This is a genomic window from Streptomyces sp. NBC_01298, assembly GCF_035978755.1.
In the GTDB taxonomy this organism is placed as follows: domain Bacteria; phylum Actinomycetota; class Actinomycetes; order Streptomycetales; family Streptomycetaceae; genus Streptomyces.
Genome location: NZ_CP108414.1, coordinates 7,441,743 through 7,457,991, shown reverse-complemented (window position 1 = coordinate 7,457,991; position 16,249 = coordinate 7,441,743). Strand labels below are relative to the sequence as shown.

The following is a 16,249-nucleotide window of genomic DNA, read 5'->3' as shown; positions in this document are numbered from 1 at the left end:
ACCGAGCGCGCCGCCCACTTCGTGGCGGTGTAGTGCGCCCGACAGGAGCCGGTGGACGTCGGCTCCCACCGGGAGCGCTGGCTCGCCCACGGCGTCCCGGCGCGGGAGATCGACCGGGCGGAGGCGTACGCGGCGCGCTGGGGCGGCCTGATCCTGCCGCCCTCGCACCAGTTCGAGGGCGGACCCAAGGTCCTGGACACCGACATCCCGGAGGGCTCCGCCGAGGAGGGGTGGTGGATCCCCGCGGGATTCCCGCGGTGCTCGGTCAGCTTCGGGTTCCTGATCTCTCCGGACGGCGAGTTCGGCGCCTACGGCGAACAGTGGGCCCCGCTGCACGCCACGGTGGAGGGGTGGATCGAGTCGCAGGCGCTGGCCCGCGACGCCTTCCGGTGGGCGAACCAGGTCACCAGGCTCACCGGCGACGCCGTGGACGACCTCGACCTGACCGGCTTCGAGCGGGTGCCCGAGGTCGTGGGGATCGCGGACGACTGGTGGCGGGGACCGGACTCGCTGGTGGCCGTGCACCGGGGCGAGGCCGAGTGCTACGACGACCCGCGGGCCCGTGCCGCGTACGTGTCCTCCGGCCTCGGACCGCGCATGCCGGGGTACGACCCGCGGGACCCTGCCGCGTACGTGTCCTCCGGCCTCGGGCCGCGCATGCCGGGGAGCTGACCCGGCGGCCCACCGCCCCACCGGCCCCGGCGGCCGTTCACCCACCGGCAACCGGGGGTGCTCCCGCGCCGGCGCGAGCAGCGGGCATACTGCCGCGGTGACACACGGACGCCTCCCCCACCCTTACCTCGACCACCCCGGTCCCATCCCCTTCGCGCACCGCGGCGGGGCCGCGGACGGGCTGGAGAACACCGCCGCGGCCTTCCGGCGGGCCGCCGCCGCGGGCTACCGGTACTTCGAGACCGATGTGCACGCCAGCGCCGACGGGAAACTGGTCGCCTTCCACGACGCCACCCTGGACCGGATCACCGACGGGCAGGGCCGCATCCGGGAGCTGCCGTGGAGCCGGATCCGCGAGGTCCGGGCCGCCGGGAGCGAGCCCCTCGCGCTCTTCGAGGACCTGCTGGAGGAATTCCCGGACGCCCGGTGGAACGTGGACATCAAGGACGAGTCCGCCGTGCACCCGCTGGTCGGCCTGATCGCCCGGACCGGGGTCTGGGACCGGGTGTGCGTGGGCTCCTTCTCCGAGCGCCGGGTCGCCCGGGCCCAGAAGATCGCCGGCCCCCGGCTGGCGACCTCGTACGGGGTCGCGGGGGTGCTCGGGCTGCGGCTGCGGTCGCTCGCGATCCCCGCGGCGCTGCGCGCGGGCGCGGTGGCGGCGCAGGTGCCGGAGACCCAGGCGGGCATCCGCGTGGTGGACCGCAGGTTCGTGCGGGCCGCCCACGAGCGGGGGCTCCAGGTGCACGTGTGGACCGTGAACGAACCGGAACGCATGGAGGCTCTCCTGGACCTCGGAGTCGATGGCATCATGACCGACCGGATCGACATCTTGCGCACGGTGCTGGACCGGCGCGGAGCCTGGGCCTGACCGGCCCGAACGGCTGCGCGCCCGGTGACGGCGGCCGAAGCGGTACGGGGACCAGCAAGGGGGCACCAATGAGTGCGCAGACGACGGAAGACGCGGAACCGGGGGCCGGGGACGGCGGACCGGACGCCGCCGGGGCCAAGGCCGCGGCGGCGGCGCGCAAGCGCGAACAGCACGGCTGGTACTTCTACGACTTCGCCAGCTCGGTCTACTCGACGAGCGTGCTCACGGTGTTCCTCGGGCCGTACCTGACGGCGGTGGCCAAGGCCGCCGCCGACTCCGACGGCTACGTCCACCCGCTGGGCATCCCGGTGCGGGCGGGCTCCTACTTCGCGTACACCGTGTCGGCCTCGGTGATCGTCGCCGTCCTGATCATGCCGCTGGTGGGCGCCCTGGCCGACCGGAGCGGCCGCAAGAAGCCGCTGCTGGCGGCGGCCGCGTACACGGGCGCGACGGCCACCGCCGGGATGTTCTTCCTGAGCGGCGACCGGTACCTGCTCGGCGGACTGCTGCTGATCGTCGCGAACGCCTCGCTGTCGTGCTCCGTGGTGGTCTACAACTCCTATCTGCCGCAGATCTCCACCCCGCAGGAGCGGGACACCGTCTCCTCGCGCGGCTGGGCCTTCGGGTACACCTCGGGCGCCTTCGTGCTCGTACTGAACCTGGTGCTCTACCAGGGCCACGACTCCTTCGGGCTCACCGAGGGCGAGGCCGTACGGATCTGCCTGGCCTCGGCGGGGCTCTGGTGGGGCGCCTTCACGATCGTGCCGCTGCGCCGGCTCCGGGACCGGGCCGTGGTCCGGGAGCCCGGGGAGGGTCCGCCGGTCAGCGGCTGGAAGCAGCTCGTGGCCACGCTGAAGGACATGCGGCGCTATCCGCTGACCCTGTCGTTCCTGCTGGCGTACCTGATCTACAACGACGGCGTGCAGACCGTGATCTCCCAGGCCTCCGTCTACGGCTCCGAGGAGCTGGAGCTGGAGCAGTCCACGCTGATCGTGGCCGTTCTGCTGGTGCAGATCCTGGCGGTGGCGGGTGCGCTGGGGATGGGCCGGCTGGCCGTCCGGTACGGCGCCAAGCGGACGATTCTCGGATCGCTGGTGGCCTGGGGCGTGACGCTGGCCGCCGGGTACTTCCTGCCGGCCCGGACCCCGGTGTGGTTCTTCGCGCTCGCCGCGATGATCGGGCTGGTGCTGGGCGGCAGTCAGGCGCTGTCCCGTTCGCTGTTCTCGCACCTGGTTCCGGCGGGCAAGGAGGCCGAGTACTTCTCGGCGTACGAGATGAGCGACCGGGGGCTGAGCTGGGTGGGGCCCCTGGTTTTCGGGCTGACGTACCAGGTCACGGGCAGTTACCGGGACGCGATCATCTCGTTGGTGGTCTTCTTCGCACTGGGTTTCGTGCTCCTCGCCCGAGTGCCGGTGCGGCGCGCGGTGGAGGCGGCGGGGAATCCTGTACCCGAGCGGATCTGACCAGGGATCCAACGGATCCGAGGGGCTACGGGCGCGCTAATTCGGAACGAATTTCGACGTTCAAGCTAAGGGCCGGTAGTGTACGCCTTTGGCCTGCCAGGCGGACCGTTACTGCGTGCTTATGAAGTGAAGACGTTGGGTGACATCTGCTGCCAGATGTGACAAAACGGGCACTGGTGGGTACAACAAGGGGCGGTACGACGGGCGACGCATGACCCGGAGCGGGAATCTATACCGCCGACCGGACGTTGACCGGATGACGACGACAGCGACACCTGTCCTGTGGGCGACAAGCCCGGGAGGCACGATTCATGAGTGAGCGAGCTCTCCGCGGTACGCGGCTCGTGGTTACCAGCTACGAGACGGACCGCGGCATCGATCTGGCCCCGCGCCAGGCGGTGGAGTACGCATGCCAGAACGGACATCGATTTGAGATGCCGTTCTCGGTTGAGGCAGAAATTCCGCCGGAGTGGGAGTGCAAGGCGTGTGGCGCCATGGCACTCCTGGTTGACGGGGATGGGCCCGAAGAGAAGAAGGGCAAGCCTGCGCGAACGCACTGGGACATGCTCATGGAGCGGCGCACCCGCGAGGAGCTGGAGGAAGTGCTGGCCGAGAGGCTGGCGGTCCTTCGTTCCGGCGCCATGAACATTGCCGTGCATCCGCGGGACAGCCGCAAGTCCGCCTGACAGCCGGACGCCACAGCGGCGCAGTAAGACAGCACGAAGCGGAGGGGCCCACCACACACCCTGTGGTGGGCCCCTCCGCTTCGTGCTGTCTTGGCCAGGCTGTCGGCTCAGGCTGTCGGCTCAGCGGGGGCGGCTCAGTGGGTCAGCGGCGGCCGGCCGCCGTGGTCGGGCCGCCTCGGGGCGTCCTCGCGGATGACCTCGCCGTGGATGACCTCGCCCGGGACGACCTTGCCGTCCGGGTAGTGGATCCGGGCCTGCTGGAAGGCGTCGCCGAAGGAGCCGGCCGGCGCGGAGGCCATCTTCCGCTCCAGGGAGCCGGCGGCCCGGCGGCCGATCCAGGCGCGGACCGGCGGGAGCAGGAGCAGCAGACCGGCCGCGTCGGAGATCAGGCCCGGCATCATCAGGAGCAGACCGGCCAGCATGGTCAGGCCGTTGCCCGTGCCGGGCTTGCCGGGCTGCGGCGCAGTCGGCTGACGGCCCTCCTGGGCCTGCTGGAAGGTCTCCGTCAGGTTCTTGAAGGCACGTCGCCCGGCCCGCTTGATGACCACCGCACCCAGCACCAGGCCGCCCGCGAGCAGCAGGGCGACACCGCCGGCGCCGACCACTCCGGCGACCTGGCCGAGCAGCCAGATCTCCAGGACCAGCCAGGCCACGATGGCCAGGGGGAGGTACGTACGGGCGGGCGAACGCCGCCGGGGGGCCGTAGAGGTCGGAACTCCGGTCGTCATATCCCCAGTGTGCCTGGGCCGGCGTAAAGACGTCCTCAGCCGGAGGTACCGGACATCCCCTAGGGGTGGCGCGCACCGCCCCGGAGCGGACCAACGGCGGAGCGGATCACCAGCGGAGCGGACTACTTGCCCCGGGGCTTGCCCGTCAGCTTGTCCGAGAGCTTGCCGGCGTGCTCCTTGATGCCCCACTGGGTGACCCTCCAGAGGGCCTCCACCACGATGTCCTTGCTCATCTTGCTGTCGCCGAACTCGCGCTCGACGAAGGTGATGGGCACCTCGACGACGCGGAAGCCCTTCTGCACGGCCCGCCGGGCCAGATCGACCTGGAAGCAGTAGCCCGCCGAGGCCACGTCGGCCAGGCCCAGGCCCTCGAGGGTCTCCCGGCGGAAGGCGCGGTAGCCGCCGGTCACGTCGCGGATCGGGACGCCCAGCATCAGCCGGGAGTACGTGGATCCGCCCCGGGAGAGGAACTCGCGGCTCTTGGGCCAGTTGACCACCCGGCCGCCCGGCACCCAGCGGGATCCCAGCACCAGGTCGGCGCCCTCCAGGGCGGTGAGCAGCCGGGGCAGCTCCTCGGGCTGGTGGGAGCCGTCGGCGTCCATCTCGATGATGACGCCGTAGCCGTTCTCCAGGCCCCAGGTGAAGCCGGCCAGGTAGGCGGCCCCGAGGCCTTCCTTGCCCTTGCGGTGCAGGACGTGGACCTGGTCGTCCGACGCCGCCAGCTCGTCGGCGAGCTTTCCGGTGCCGTCCGGACTGTTGTCGTCCGCGACCAGGACGTGCGCCGCGGGCACAGCCGCGCGGACGCGGCCGACGATCAGCCCGATGTTCTCCGCCTCATTATAGGTCGGAATGATCACCAAGGCTGTGCCGAGCGGTCCGTAGCTTCGCTGTCCGCCGTCGCTCACTGATTCCCCTTTTGCGTTCTCGTACATCCAGTACGTCGTGTCGCAGAGGATGATTTTAGAACAGCGATCGGGGCCCGCGGTCCTTCGGGCCGGACCGGCTCCCGCTGGCTGCGGGCCGCCTGACCGTTGTCTACTGGACCGCGGTGCCCCGATCTGAGGCCACCGGCCCCCAATTCTCTTGCGGAGCAGGGGGGACACCCTTGCGGCGAAACCTTCCCTCGCCCCCGAGGCGCGGGCGCGGCTGAGCGATCGGCTCCGTCCGGTTCGGACGTCCGGGTGGTGGACCCGGCCGAACCTATCCGGGTCCGGCCGCCCTCACCGAACCACGGCCACCCTCATCACCCCTGTGGCCGTACGAATACCTCCCGGCCGCCGACCACGGTCGCCAGGCAGACCGGCAGCTCCCCGCCGGGGGTCAGGTCCGGCAGTCCGGGGGTCCCGGAGCGGGGGTCCGTGGACCAGCGGGCAACCCGGTCGTCGGGGGCCTGGACGACCAGTTCGGCCGTGTCCCACACCGCGTAGTCGGCCGGGGCGCCGGGGACGAGGATGCCCGCGTCGTCGCGGCCCAGGGCCCGCCAGCCGCCGCGCGTGTGGGCGGCGAAGGCCGCCCGTGCGGAGATGCGGTGGGCCGGCGTGTGGTGGAAGGCGGCCGCCCGGACGGTGCCCCAGGGGTCCAGCGGGGTGACCGGGGCGTCGGAGCCGAAGGCCAGCGGGACGCCGGCCTTGAGCATGGCCGCGTACGGGTTGAGGGTGCGGGCGCGCTCGGCGCCGAGCCGATCGGCGTACATGCCCCGCTCACCGCCCCACAGCGCGTCGAAGGCGGGCTGCACGGAGGCCGTGAGGCCGAGCTCCGCGAAGGCGGCGATGGTGGCCGGGGTCATCATCTCGGCGTGCTCGACGCGGTGCCGGGCGGCGCGGACGCGGTCCAGGCCGACCTTGTCGGCGGCTGCCCGGACCCCGGTGACCACGGCGGTGATCGCGGCGTCCCCGATGGCGTGGAAGCCCGCCTGGAGGCCCGCCTCGGTGCAGGCGGCGACGTGCTCGGCGACGGCCCGCGCGTCGAGGTAGTCCGTGCCGGTGTGCTCCGCGTCGGCGTACGGGGCGTGCAGGCAGGCGGTGTGCGAGCCGAGGGCCCCGTCGACGAAGAGGTCGCCGGCCGCCCCTACGGCGCCGAGTTCCTTGACGAGGGCGAGGTCCCGGTCGGCCCAGTAGCCGAAGACCCGCGGGCCCGGGTGGGTCCGCGCCAGCTCCAGGAGGGCGGTGAAGTCCTCCGGGGAGGAGATCTCCGGGCCGCCGCACTCGTGGACGGAGCCGATCCCGAGGGACGCGGCCCGGTCGAGGGCGGCCCGCTGGGCCTCGGCGCGCTGGGCCGGGGTGAGGGCGCCGAGCGCGGCGCGGCGTACGACGTGGTGGGCATCGCGGGTCAGCGGTTCGTCGGCCGCCGCGCTCGCCTCGGGTACGAGGCGGAGCATGGCCGTGGTCACCACGGCGGAATGCGCGTCGATGCGGCTGAGGTAGAGCGGGCGGCCGCCGGTGGCCTCGTCGAGCTCCTGCCGGCGCGGTGCGCGGCGCTCGGGCCAGCGGGCGGCGTCCCAGCCGTGGCCGAGGAGCACCCGGTCGCCGGGGCGGGCCTCGGCGTACGCGCGCACGTGCTGGAGGGCTTCGGCGAGGGAGGCGGCCGCGGACAGGTCCAGGCCGGTCAGGGCGAGGCCCGCGGAGGTGGTGTGCACGTGGGCGTCGGTGAAGGCGGGGGTGACGAGCGCCCCGCCGAGGTCGACGACCTCGTCCACGCCCTGCGCGAAGGCGTCGGCGGCGCCCTCGGAGCCGACCCAGGCGATGTGGCCGCGCTCGACGACCATCGCGGTGGCGAAGGGATCGGCGGGGCTGTGGACCTCTCCGCCGCGGAGGAGGACCGTGCGGGGGCCTCCGGCGGTGGGGGCGGGGGCGGGGCTCGTGCCTCCGGCGGCGTTGGCGGAGTCGGCGGTGCGGTCTGTCATGCCGACAGTCTGGCGGGTGCGATTCGCCTCACGGAACACGGGCCCTGGTGGGGGCCCTGCGGGGCAAGGTCCCCTACCCGCCCTTCCACCATCCCCCAGACTCCGTCCGGGGGGACCCCCAGCCGGGCTGCGCCCGGACCCCGTTGCCGGGTGCGGCGCCGTTCCCGGGGGCCAGCCCCCGGACCCCCGCTCCTCAAACGCCGGAGGGGCTGATTTGGGCCAGTGGAGCTGGATTTGCTACACCCGGGGCGGGCGGGCCTCGTACGGGGTGGAGAGGACCACCGTGGTGCGGGTGGAGACGTGGGCCAGGGCGCGCAGGCGGCTCAGGAGGTCTTCGAGCTCCAGAGGGGTGGCCACGCGGACCTTGAGGATGTAGTTCTCGTCGCCCGCGACGCTGTGGCAGGCCTCGATCTCGGGAACCCCGGACAGCCGGTCCGCGATGTCGTCGGGCGCGCTCGGGTCGAAGGGCTTGACCGAGATGAAGGCCGTGAGGGGAAGACCGACGGCCTCGGGGTCGACGACCGCCGCGTAACCGCGGATGACCCCGCGCTGCTCCAGCCGGCGTACTCGCTGATGGACCGCCGACGTGGACAGTCCGGTGGCCTTGCCCAGGTCCGTGTAGCTCATCCGCCCGTCCCGTACGAGCAGATCCACGATCTGGCGGTCCAGCTCCTCCATTGCGCTCATAGCCGCACAACTTACGGCCCCGATCCCTTCAGGCCCAGCCGTGTCCACGGATTGAGGTGGCACCTGCGGCGGGCATGTGACCAAGGCCACAGGGGTAAGCGGGCGTACGGCGGCCGGATGTGGTTACTCGTGCCGCGCGACGGGAAGTGCTTGGGGTGGCCGTGGCCGAAGAACCTGCCCGCCCGGCCCACCCAAGGGGGAGTACATCCATGCTGAACACCAAGCGCGCCGGTCGCACCGAACCGGAGCCCCTGGAAATCGTCGAGAGCGGTTACGCCGACGACGACGACTACCTCGAATACGCCGAGGGCTTCGAGATCCACCACGCGACCTGCCCCGACTGCGGCCAGTCGATCGCCCTCGTCGCGGACGAGGAGTTCCTGCCGGAGCACGCCCTCTGCCTGAGCCCGTGGAACCCCTTCGGGCTCACGGTGTGCGCGGGCACCGGCCGGCCCGCCTCCGACGCGCTGCCCACCCTCGACTTCGGCGACGGCGAGGCCACGGAGCTGGAGCCCGTCGTCCACCTGGCGCTGCCGCAGGGGCTGGACTGGCGGACGCAGCCCTTCTCGCACGTCGGCGGCCCCGGCTCGCGGCCCGTGCGGATGCCGGCGCCCGCGGTGATGCCGCAGATGCGCCAGCACGCGCAGGCCGCCTGAGCACGGGCCGAGCGGGTACCGGGACGTCTACCAGTACGTTCCCTGCACCATGGCGGTGAGGCTGGCATGGTGCAGGATCAGGCTGTCGGGATCAGCCGGGATCTCCACCTCTCCGAAGTGCGCCTGCCGGTAGGCGATGCGCAGCATCACGATCCCGTGCCGCAGGGCGGCGTAGAGCGTGTGGAACTCCATGTCCCGCGGCGTGTGCCCGGTGAGTTCGGCGTACCGGCGTTCGATGTCCTCGCGGCGCAGGAAGTCCGGCAGGCCCGGCTGGCCGAAACCGACCGTCAGGTCCTGGAAGAACCGGTGCAGGTAGACGGTCCAGCCGAGGTCGACCTCGCGCGGGGCGCAGGCCGCCATCTCCCAGTCGAGGACGGCCACGGGTTCGAAGCCGTCAGCCTCGAAGATGACGTTGCCGATGCGTGCGTCGCCCCAGTTGAGGACGGCCGGGCCGCCCTCGCCGGCCGGCCACAGCTCTTCCAGGCGGGCGAACGCCCGCTCGAGGAGCGGTGATCGGGATTTCCCTTCAACCACCCAGTCGTAGTAGGCGCGTTGGGACTCGACATGGTGGCGCAGCGGGCTGCCGTCGCCCTCCCCGAGGAGAAACCTCGCCTCCTCGGGCGGGAACTGGTCGTGCAGCCGGGCAAGCAGCGCGATGCTGGCCTCCTGGAGCGCGGCACGCTGCGCGTCGGTCGCGGCGTGCAGCCAGTTCCCCTCGTAGGTGTAGGGCATCACGTCGGGCGGTACGCGCCCTTCGGCGCGGGCCATCACGAAAAACGGGGCTCCGAGCGGGCCGGGGTCCTCTTCCAGCCACTGCACGCGCGGGACCGGCAGGTCGGTGTGGGCGGCGACCAGGCTCATGACCCGGTGCTGGCGGGGCATGTCGTACGTCGGGAAGACGGTGTAGGCGGCCGGGTCGGCGGCGAGGCGCAGCGCGCAGGCGTGGATCGGGGCATCCGGGTGCTCTATGTCGAAGAGCAGGGTCTCGCTGGACATGCCGTTGGAGCCGGGGACGGAGATGTTGGTGACCTTGGCGCCGGGCAGCTCGGTGTCGAGCCAGGCGGCGAGGCGCCGGCCCAGCTCCTCGGGTTCGCGGGTGGAGGTACGGGGGCGCGGTGCCGGTCCTGCCATGGGAAACCCCTTCTCTGGATTGGCCGTTGAGGCGTGCGGCTTGAGGTGTGAGGTGTGAGGTTCCGGGCCGGGGTTACGGGGCGACCGAGCCGTAGTCGGCGAAGCCGCTGGGGTCGTGGCGGCCGAAGCTGCCGTGCTCGAAGATGCCGTAGCCGGTGCGGCCTTCGAGGGTGAAGCGGGCCGAGTGGTCGGTGACTCCGAAGGCGGCCATGGGGTGGGCGGTGGGGTCGGAGAGGTCGTAGGTGCGGCGGTCGGTCCAGGCGCGGCCCTGCCAGGTGCCGTGCTGCCAGTCGGAGGCGGGCGGGTAGCCGGCGCCGACGGCGAGCGGGGAGGAGTTCAGGATCTCCACGCCGAGTTCGAGGGGTTTGCGGCCCGCCGGGTCGGTGAGGTGGACGACGGCGCTCTCGGGGTGGCGGCTGCCGGGGCGGTAGCGGATGTCGGTGTGCGGCCAGCCGAGCTGGACGTCGTGGCGGCCGGCCCCCTCGGGGAAGACCTGGACGGCCTCGCTGAGGGCCCGGTGGCCGTCGGCGTCCTCCTGGGTGATGACCATCAGGAAACGGTCCTCGAACCGGACGGGGATCCAGAGCCAGTGGAACCCTTCGGGGCGGTGCTCCTCGGCGGCGCGGCCGCCCTCCTCCCCGGGGATGGGGCGCACGCCCCAGCTCCGGTCGCGGGTGCCGGTCCAGTCGGCGTCGAGGGTGAACTCCTCCCCCTTGGCGCGGATGGTGCCGGTGACGCCGCCGGCCTGGACGAAGCGGCGGCCTTCGAGGATGAGGCGGTCGCCCCGGCGCTGGGTGTGGTGCGGCTCCCACACGGCGGGGAACTCCGCGGTCCAGGTGATCTCGTACGAGAGCCCGTCGGGGTCCTCGGGGTCGGCGGCGCAGGAGAGGGTGATCCGCCGGAGGGGTTCGTCGACCGTGATGCGGAGCGGGCCGACGGAGAGGTTCATGCGGTCGTCGGTGAGGGCGTCGGAGGCGCGGACCGCGAGCAGTTCGTCGCCGACCCGGAGGGTGGCGTAGGCGTCTATGACCCCGGCGTTGGGGTAGACCCCGAGGCCGAGGATCAGGACGGCGCGACCCGCGTGGTCGAAGACGTGGAAGATGCAGCGGTCGTAGGCGTTGCGGTCTCCGGTGACGAGGTGCTTCATCGACAACGGGGCCTGGTGGATGGGGTATTCGTCGAGCGGTACGGGCCGGTCGGCGGGCATGGCGAACCTCCGTGGACGGGTGCGGGGGGTGACACCTGGGCGGAGATGACGGTACGTCAGATGGCGTGCCGGGGAACAGGGTTGTGGCACGAACTGGCAGGGAGACACATCGTGCGGGGACCCGGCCGGGCCGGGCCTAGGACCCCGGTGCTTCCGCTCCGGGACCGCGGGTCGGGGCCACCACGCCGGCGGAGCGAGCCCGGCCCCGGGCCCGGGCCGTGGGGCGGGGACCTCGGGTCGCGGGTCGCGGGGCCGGGGGGCGCGGCCCCGTGGGTTGTGGATCCCTGAGCGCAGGGCGCGGGGCGCGGCCCCGTGGGTTGCAGGAGGGCGCGGGTCGCGGGGCGGGGGGGCGCGGCGGAGGTGGTCAGCCGGCGGTCAGGCCGTCGATCAGGCGGTTCAGGAAGCGGGTGAAGGTGGCCTCCGGAGCGAGGGGGCGGCCGGGGGCGGCGAGGGCTTCGGCGAGTTCCGGGTGCCGGCCGTCCGCGGCGACGGCGCCTAGGTAGCGGGCTTCGGCCGCGAGCCGGTCGGGGGACCGCAGGGCCGCGGCCCCCGCGATCTCATGGGCGACGTGCCCGGCCACGAATGCGGTGAGCTGGGCGAACACCTCCAGCTTCGCCGCACCGTCCAGTCCGGTGGGCCGCAGGACGGCGAGCGCGCGTTCCAGGAAGGCCAGGGTGTTGGGGCCGGGCACGCGGCGGCCGGTCAGGGCTGCGGGCAGCCAGGGATGGCGCAGCATGTGGGCGCGCTGGAGGTGGGCGATGGCCTTCAGCTCCACGCGCCAGTCGCCGGCGGGCCTGTCTCCGGTCGGCCTGTCTCCGGTCGGCCTGTCTCCGGTCGGCGTGCCCCCGGCCGACCCGTCCCCAGTAGGCCCGTCCCCGGCCGACACGTCCCCGGTAGGCGCGTCCCCGCTAGGCCCGTCCCCGGTAGGCGCGTCCCCGCTAGGTCCGTTCCCGGTAGGCACGCCCCCGGTAGGCGCGTCCCCGGTAGGTCCATCCCCGGCCGACGCGTCCCCGGTAGGCCCGTCCCCGGTAGGCGCGCCCCCGCTAGGCCCGTCCCCGCTAGGCACGTCCCCGGTAGGCACGTCCCCGCTAGGCACGTCCCCGCTAGGTCCGTCCCCGCTAGGTCCGTTCCCGGTAGGCGCGTCCCCGCTAGGTCCGTTCCCGGTAGGCACGTCCCCGCTAGGTCCGTTCCCGCTAGGCACGTCCCCGGTAGGTCCATCCCCGGCCGACGCGTCCCCGGTGGGCCCGTCTCCGGCCGGCGCGTCTCCGGTCAGCGTGCCTCCGGTCGGCCCGGCCCCGGGGAGGGCGTCTGCGGTCAGTAGTTCGGCGGTGACGTGGTCGACCATCAGCTCCAGCAGCGTCTCCTTGTCGGGGGCGTAGCTGTAGAGCGACATGGCGCCGGCGCCGACCTCGGCCGCGACCCTGCGGATGGTGACCGCTTCGAGGCCCTCCGCGTCCGCCAGGGCGACGGCCGCCGCCGTGATCGCCTCTCGGCTGAAGGAGGGCTTGCGGCCCCTGCGGGGCTTCGCGGAGCCCAGCCAGAGCTGCTCGGGGTCGATGCCCGGCGCGCCGGCCTCTCCCGTACGGGGCACGGTCCGCACCCCCTCCCTTGATCGAGGCGGCCCTTGCGGGTCCCATCCAAGCATGGGCTATTCTCGTACAGTGTACGGATAGCGAGGAGGGGGACGAACGATGACAACGGCAGCAGCGCATACGCACGGTCCTGTGACGGGGGCGGCCTGGACGCCGCCTTCGGGCAAGCCGCCGCTGGGCTCACGGCTCATGAGGGCGACCTGGAAGGGGCTGCCGGCCAGGCGGCACACCGTCGGGTGGGAGCCGGGGCTGGCGGTGCCCGCCGCCGATGGCAGCCCGCTGATCACGGACCACTACTTCCCGCGCGCCGAGGGCGACTTCCCCACCCTCCTGGTCCGCTCTCCGTACGGCAGGGGCCTGCCGTGGTCCCCCATGTACGGCGTGCTCTTCGCCGAGCAGGGCTTCCACGTGGTGCTGCAGAGCTGTCGCGGTACCGGTGGTTCCGGCGGCGAGTTCGACCTGTGGCGCAACGAGGCGGCCGACGGCCGGGCCACCGTGTCCTGGCTGCGCGAGCAGCCCTGGTTCAACGGAACGCTGGGGACCGTCGGCCCCAGCTACCTGGGATACGTGCAGTGGGCCCTCGCCGAGGACCCGCCACCGGAGCTGAAGGCGATGGTGGTGCAGGTGGGGCTGCACGATCCGCACGCCCTGTTCCACGCGGACGGCGCGCTCCGCCTGGAGAACGCCCTCGCCGTCGGCGTCGGCATGACGTACCAGCACCGGGGGATGGCGCCGTTCCTGAAGGCGACCCTGCGTCTGCAGCGGCGCCTGCGCGAGGTCACCACCGCGCAGCCGCTGCGCGGGGCGCACGCGTCCGCCCTCGGGGGCGACGTGCCCTGGCTGGACGAGGTGCTGTCCCACCCGGACGCCGAGGACGCGTACTGGGACGGTGCGTCGTTGGCGGCGGTGGCACGGCGGCTGGAGGTGCCGACCGGTCTGATCACCGGATGGCACGACGTACTGGGCGACCAGACCCTCGAGCAGTACCGCCGGCTCCGTGAGGCCGGGTGCGAGACCTCCTTGCTCGTCGGCCCCTGGACCCATACGTCAGCGCTGCAGCAGGGGTGGCCCGAGGTGTTCGCGGAGAGCCTCGCCTGGCTGCGCGCACACCTGTGCGCCGACCCCTCGGCGCTGCGTCCCACGAGGGTGCGCGTGCACGTCGGCGGCGAAGGCGGCGGCGCGGGCGACTGGCGGGACGTCGAGGACTGGCCGCCGGCCGCGGTCGTCGGTCCGTGGTTTCCCACCGCGCAGGGGCATCTGATCCGGCAGGCCACCGCGGAATCCGCACCCCTGGTCTCGTTCCGCTACGACCCGGCCGACCCCACCCCTTCGGTCGGCGGCCCGCTGCTCTCCCGTACCGCCGGTGCCCGCGACAACGGCACCCTGGAGATCCGGGACGACGTACTGACCTTCACCGGCCCGCCGCTGACCGAGCCCCTGGACGTACTCGGCCCGGTCTCCGCACGGCTGAGCGTCTCCACGGACACCGGCCACGCCGACGTCTTCACCCGCCTGTGCGACGTGGACGAGCAAGGCCGCTCGATCAACGTCTGCGACGGGCTGGGCCGGCTCCGGACTGACGGGCAGGAGCCCTCCCGGATCACCGTGCCGATGAGTGCCACCGCCCACCGCTTCGCCGTCGGGCACCGCGTCCGCTGGCAGATCAGCGGGGGCGCCCATCCGCGCTACGCCCGCAATCCCGGGACCGGGGAGTCGCCGTTGGACGCCACCGCCTTCGCGCCGGTGCGCATCACGCTGCACGCGGACTCGGCGCTGATGCTTGCCGTGCTCCCCCGTGGTTCCGGGGCCGGAACCACGGGGAACGGCTGACGAGCCGGCCGCCGTGCGGCCCGTACGAGCTGTACGGGCCGCACGGGCCGTACAGCGATCGGCCGCGCGATCGGCCGCGCGATCGGATCGGATCGCAACGGTCGGGTCCCGGCGGGGTGCGACCGGGCAGGGTTGACGTCGAAAGGAGGCCTCGTGATCTCGGCACTCAACCAGCTCGTCGATCTCGTCGAGGAACACCTCGCGGAGGAACTCGACGTCCACGCACTGGCCGCAGGGCTCGGCACGACCGAGTACCACCTGCGCCGGATGTTCTCGTCCTTGGCCGGCATGCCGTTGTCGGAGTACGTGCGCCGGCGCCGCATGACCGTGGCCGCCGCCGACGTCGTACGGGGCGAAGCCGATCTGCTGGGCATCGCCGTCCGGTACGGATACGGCTCGACCGAGGCGTTCGGACGCGCGTTCCGCGCGGTCCACGGCGCCGGTCCCCGTGACGTGCGCCGCGACGGAGGCCCCCTGCGCACACAGCCACGGCTCAGGATCCGCCTGACCGTCGAAGGGAGCATCCCCATGGACACCCGCCTCATCGACCGCCCCGCGTTCCGGCTGGTCGGACACGCCGTCCGGATTCCGCTCGTCCACCGGGGCGTCAACCCGCACATCCAGCGGCACATCACCGCGCTGCCGCCGGAGGAGCACCTCCGGCTGAAGGCCCTCGGCGACACCGAACCGGCGGGCCTGCTGCAGGTCTCCGACGACGTCGACCCCGACGGCGCGGAGGGGAGCGAACTGACCTACCTGCACGGGGTCGCCCTGTCCCGGGAGACGGCGGCGCCCGACGACCTGGACGCCATCGAGGTACCGGCCGGCACGTGGGCGGTGTTCCGCACCGCCGGACCCCACCCTCAGGCCCTGCAGACGACCTGGGCCGCGACCGCGACCGAGTGGTTCCCCTCCAACCCGTGGCTGCTGCGGCCCGGCCCCTCGATCGTCACGATCCTCGAACGCGCCGAAGATTTCAGCACCGCCACCTGCGAGCTGTGGCTGCCCGTCGAACCGGCGTGACGGATCGCGCGATCCCGGCTCCGGCGGGAAGGCGGGGGGAGCTCGGAGGGAGCCGGAGCAGACCCGGAGCGGACCCCAAGGGGAGTCCGAGGGGAGCCCGGAGGGGAGCCCGGAGGGGAAAGGTCGAACGGATGGGCGGGGTTACCCGTGGCTCCGGTGGCGCGTTGGCCCGGTATGACCACGATGGAGACTTCCACGCCGAAGGTGGGGCGCCGGCGGCGGGTGCCTGCCGCAGGGTACGAAGAATCGGTTCGGCAGGCCCCCGACCCGCCCATCTACCGTGCGCTGCTCACCCGGTGGGAGGAGGACGGCCGGACCCTGCCGGGGCAGCGCGATCCGGAGTGGTCCCGGATCGCCTCCTCCCCCATCTGGCCGACCGGCCCCCTCTTCGGCGGCTGACCGCTCACAGGGCGAGCAGACCCGCCGCCGTCGGGCGGAAACCGCACCGGGCGTAGAACGCGCCGAGGTGCGGCTCGTGGTCCACGTGCAACCACTGCGCGCCCGCGCCCCGCGCCTCCTCGGCGGCCGCCCGGACCAGGCGCACCCCGAGCCCGTGGCGGCGCTCGTCCGGGTGCACCGTGGTGTCGAGGACGAAGGCGTGCGCGCCCCCGTCCCAGGCCACGTTGACGTAGCCGACGAGCCGCCCGCCGCCGCGCGCCGCGATCCAGGTCAGGCTGCGGGCCAGGACCGGCGCGAAGGACGTGTCCCGGTGCCCCGGCCAGGACACGGAGAACAGTTCGTTCAGCTCCGCGTCGGACAGGGCCTCCCGTACGGTCAGCTCCGCCCGGGGCCGCGGCTCGCCCG

At 73.0% G+C, this 16,249-nt stretch carries 16 protein-coding genes and 2 pseudogenes; 8 read left to right on the top strand and 10 right to left on the bottom strand.

Annotated elements, in window-relative coordinates; genetic code table 11:
• Nucleotides 1-51: 51 nt before the first annotated feature.
• From OG730_RS33970 to OG730_RS33955, 4 genes are all read left to right on the top strand, one after another.
• Entirely contained in the window at nucleotides 52-672 is a 621-nt protein-coding gene (locus OG730_RS33970; protein WP_327307812.1) for a hypothetical protein, read from the top strand.
• Between the two features lie 97 nt (nucleotides 673-769).
• The gene (locus OG730_RS33965) at nucleotides 770-1,540 is read left to right on the top strand and encodes a glycerophosphodiester phosphodiesterase family protein (RefSeq protein ID WP_327307811.1); all 771 of its coding nucleotides are present in this window, start codon (nucleotides 770-772) and stop codon (nucleotides 1,538-1,540) included.
• Nucleotides 1,541-1,608: 68 nt separating this feature from the next.
• Nucleotides 1,609-3,003: an MFS transporter gene (locus OG730_RS33960; protein ID WP_327307810.1), complete on the top strand. Its 1,395-nt coding sequence runs from the start codon at nucleotides 1,609-1,611 to the stop codon at nucleotides 3,001-3,003.
• Between the two features lie 311 nt (nucleotides 3,004-3,314).
• The gene (locus OG730_RS33955) at nucleotides 3,315-3,689 is read left to right on the top strand and encodes an RNA polymerase-binding protein RbpA (protein WP_007262928.1); all 375 of its coding nucleotides are present in this window, start codon (nucleotides 3,315-3,317) and stop codon (nucleotides 3,687-3,689) included.
• 134 nt (nucleotides 3,690-3,823) lie between these two features.
• On the opposite strand, the gene fxsA is transcribed toward OG730_RS33955, so the two are convergent.
• The 4 genes from fxsA to OG730_RS33935 all read right to left on the bottom strand — a co-directional run bounded on the left by fxsA (nucleotide 3,824) and on the right by OG730_RS33935 (nucleotide 7,997).
• Nucleotides 3,824-4,417, bottom strand: coding sequence for an FxsA family membrane protein (fxsA, locus tag OG730_RS33950; RefSeq protein WP_327307809.1), 594 nt, complete (start codon nucleotides 4,415-4,417; stop codon nucleotides 3,824-3,826).
• A 122-nt stretch (nucleotides 4,418-4,539) separates the two neighbouring features.
• On the bottom strand, nucleotides 4,540-5,349 hold the full coding sequence (locus OG730_RS33945; protein WP_327307808.1) for a polyprenol monophosphomannose synthase: 810 nt from the start codon (nucleotides 5,347-5,349) through the stop codon (nucleotides 4,540-4,542).
• Nucleotides 5,350-5,660: 311 nt separating this feature from the next.
• Nucleotides 5,661-7,319 (bottom strand): amidohydrolase, encoded by a 1,659-nt coding sequence (locus OG730_RS33940; protein WP_327307807.1) that lies wholly within the window; start codon nucleotides 7,317-7,319, stop codon nucleotides 5,661-5,663.
• Nucleotides 7,320-7,556: 237 nt separating this feature from the next.
• On the bottom strand, nucleotides 7,557-7,997 hold the full coding sequence (locus tag OG730_RS33935; protein WP_327309536.1) for an Lrp/AsnC family transcriptional regulator: 441 nt from the start codon (nucleotides 7,995-7,997) through the stop codon (nucleotides 7,557-7,559).
• A 218-nt stretch (nucleotides 7,998-8,215) separates the two neighbouring features.
• Here OG730_RS33935 and OG730_RS33930 point away from each other — a divergent pair, with 218 nt between their 5' ends.
• Entirely contained in the window at nucleotides 8,216-8,662 is a 447-nt protein-coding gene (locus tag OG730_RS33930) for a hypothetical protein (RefSeq protein WP_327307806.1), read from the top strand.
• A gap of 27 nt (nucleotides 8,663-8,689) precedes the next feature.
• Here the strand turns inward: OG730_RS33930 and OG730_RS33925 are convergent, their stop codons facing one another.
• From OG730_RS33925 to OG730_RS33910, 5 genes and pseudogenes are all read right to left on the bottom strand, one after another.
• Nucleotides 8,690-9,793, bottom strand: coding sequence for a phosphotransferase family protein (locus OG730_RS33925; protein WP_327307805.1), 1,104 nt, complete (start codon nucleotides 9,791-9,793; stop codon nucleotides 8,690-8,692).
• Nucleotides 9,794-9,866: 73 nt separating this feature from the next.
• Nucleotides 9,867-11,000: an Rv3169 family protein gene (locus OG730_RS33920; RefSeq protein WP_327307804.1), complete on the bottom strand. Its 1,134-nt coding sequence runs from the start codon at nucleotides 10,998-11,000 to the stop codon at nucleotides 9,867-9,869.
• Between the two features lie 364 nt (nucleotides 11,001-11,364).
• A pseudogene (locus tag OG730_RS33915) lies at nucleotides 11,365-11,793 on the bottom strand (TetR/AcrR family transcriptional regulator C-terminal domain-containing protein); the annotation flags it as partial.
• Nucleotides 11,766-12,218 (bottom strand): pentapeptide repeat-containing protein, encoded by a 453-nt coding sequence (locus OG730_RS44365; RefSeq protein WP_442815229.1) that lies wholly within the window; start codon nucleotides 12,216-12,218, stop codon nucleotides 11,766-11,768. The pseudogene OG730_RS33915 and the gene OG730_RS44365, both read right to left, overlap by 28 nt.
• A gap of 76 nt (nucleotides 12,219-12,294) precedes the next feature.
• Nucleotides 12,295-12,645, bottom strand: a pseudogene (locus tag OG730_RS33910) (TetR/AcrR family transcriptional regulator); the annotation flags it as partial.
• Between the two features lie 136 nt (nucleotides 12,646-12,781).
• On the opposite strand from OG730_RS33910, the gene OG730_RS33905 reads away from it, so the two are divergent.
• From OG730_RS33905 to OG730_RS33895, 3 genes are all read left to right on the top strand, one after another.
• Nucleotides 12,782-14,422 carry a CocE/NonD family hydrolase gene (locus OG730_RS33905; protein WP_327307803.1) on the top strand — a complete coding sequence of 547 codons (1,641 nt, stop codon included), beginning with the start codon at nucleotides 12,782-12,784 and terminating at the stop codon, nucleotides 14,420-14,422.
• A gap of 153 nt (nucleotides 14,423-14,575) precedes the next feature.
• Nucleotides 14,576-15,445, top strand: a complete 870-nt coding sequence (locus OG730_RS33900) for an AraC family transcriptional regulator (RefSeq protein ID WP_327307802.1) — start codon at nucleotides 14,576-14,578, stop codon at nucleotides 15,443-15,445.
• A gap of 222 nt (nucleotides 15,446-15,667) precedes the next feature.
• A complete protein-coding gene (locus OG730_RS33895) occupies nucleotides 15,668-15,844 on the top strand; it encodes a hypothetical protein (RefSeq protein ID WP_327307801.1) in 177 nt (58 codons plus the stop codon).
• A gap of 4 nt (nucleotides 15,845-15,848) precedes the next feature.
• On the opposite strand, the gene OG730_RS33890 is transcribed toward OG730_RS33895, so the two are convergent.
• A complete protein-coding gene (locus OG730_RS33890; protein WP_327309535.1) occupies nucleotides 15,849-16,181 on the bottom strand; it encodes a GNAT family N-acetyltransferase in 333 nt (110 codons plus the stop codon).
• Nucleotides 16,182-16,249: the final 68 nt, after the last annotated feature.

Bases quoted from the DNA above. Each gene is read 5' to 3' on its own strand.
- OG730_RS33905 (WP_327307803.1), top strand. From the start codon at position 12,782: ATGAGGGCGACCTGGAAGGGGCTGCCGGCCAGGCGGCACACCGTCGGG.
- OG730_RS33930 (WP_327307806.1), top strand. From the start codon at position 8,216: ATGCTGAACACCAAGCGCGCCGGTCGCACCGAACCGGAGCCCCTGGAA.
- OG730_RS33935 (WP_327309536.1), bottom strand. From the start codon at position 7,997: ATGGAGGAGCTGGACCGCCAGATCGTGGATCTGCTCGTACGGGACGGG.
- OG730_RS44365 (WP_442815229.1), bottom strand. From the start codon at position 12,218: ATGGACCTACCGGGGACGTGCCTAGCGGGAACGGACCTAGCGGGGACG.
- fxsA (WP_327307809.1), bottom strand. From the start codon at position 4,417: ATGACGACCGGAGTTCCGACCTCTACGGCCCCCCGGCGGCGTTCGCCC.
- OG730_RS33945 (WP_327307808.1), bottom strand. From the start codon at position 5,349: ATGTACGAGAACGCAAAAGGGGAATCAGTGAGCGACGGCGGACAGCGA.
- OG730_RS33925 (WP_327307805.1), bottom strand. From the start codon at position 9,793: ATGGCAGGACCGGCACCGCGCCCCCGTACCTCCACCCGCGAACCCGAG.
- OG730_RS33940 (WP_327307807.1), bottom strand. From the start codon at position 7,319: ATGACAGACCGCACCGCCGACTCCGCCAACGCCGCCGGAGGCACGAGC.
- OG730_RS33955 (WP_007262928.1), top strand. From the start codon at position 3,315: ATGAGTGAGCGAGCTCTCCGCGGTACGCGGCTCGTGGTTACCAGCTAC.
- OG730_RS33960 (WP_327307810.1), top strand. From the start codon at position 1,609: ATGAGTGCGCAGACGACGGAAGACGCGGAACCGGGGGCCGGGGACGGC.
- OG730_RS33920 (WP_327307804.1), bottom strand. From the start codon at position 11,000: ATGCCCGCCGACCGGCCCGTACCGCTCGACGAATACCCCATCCACCAG.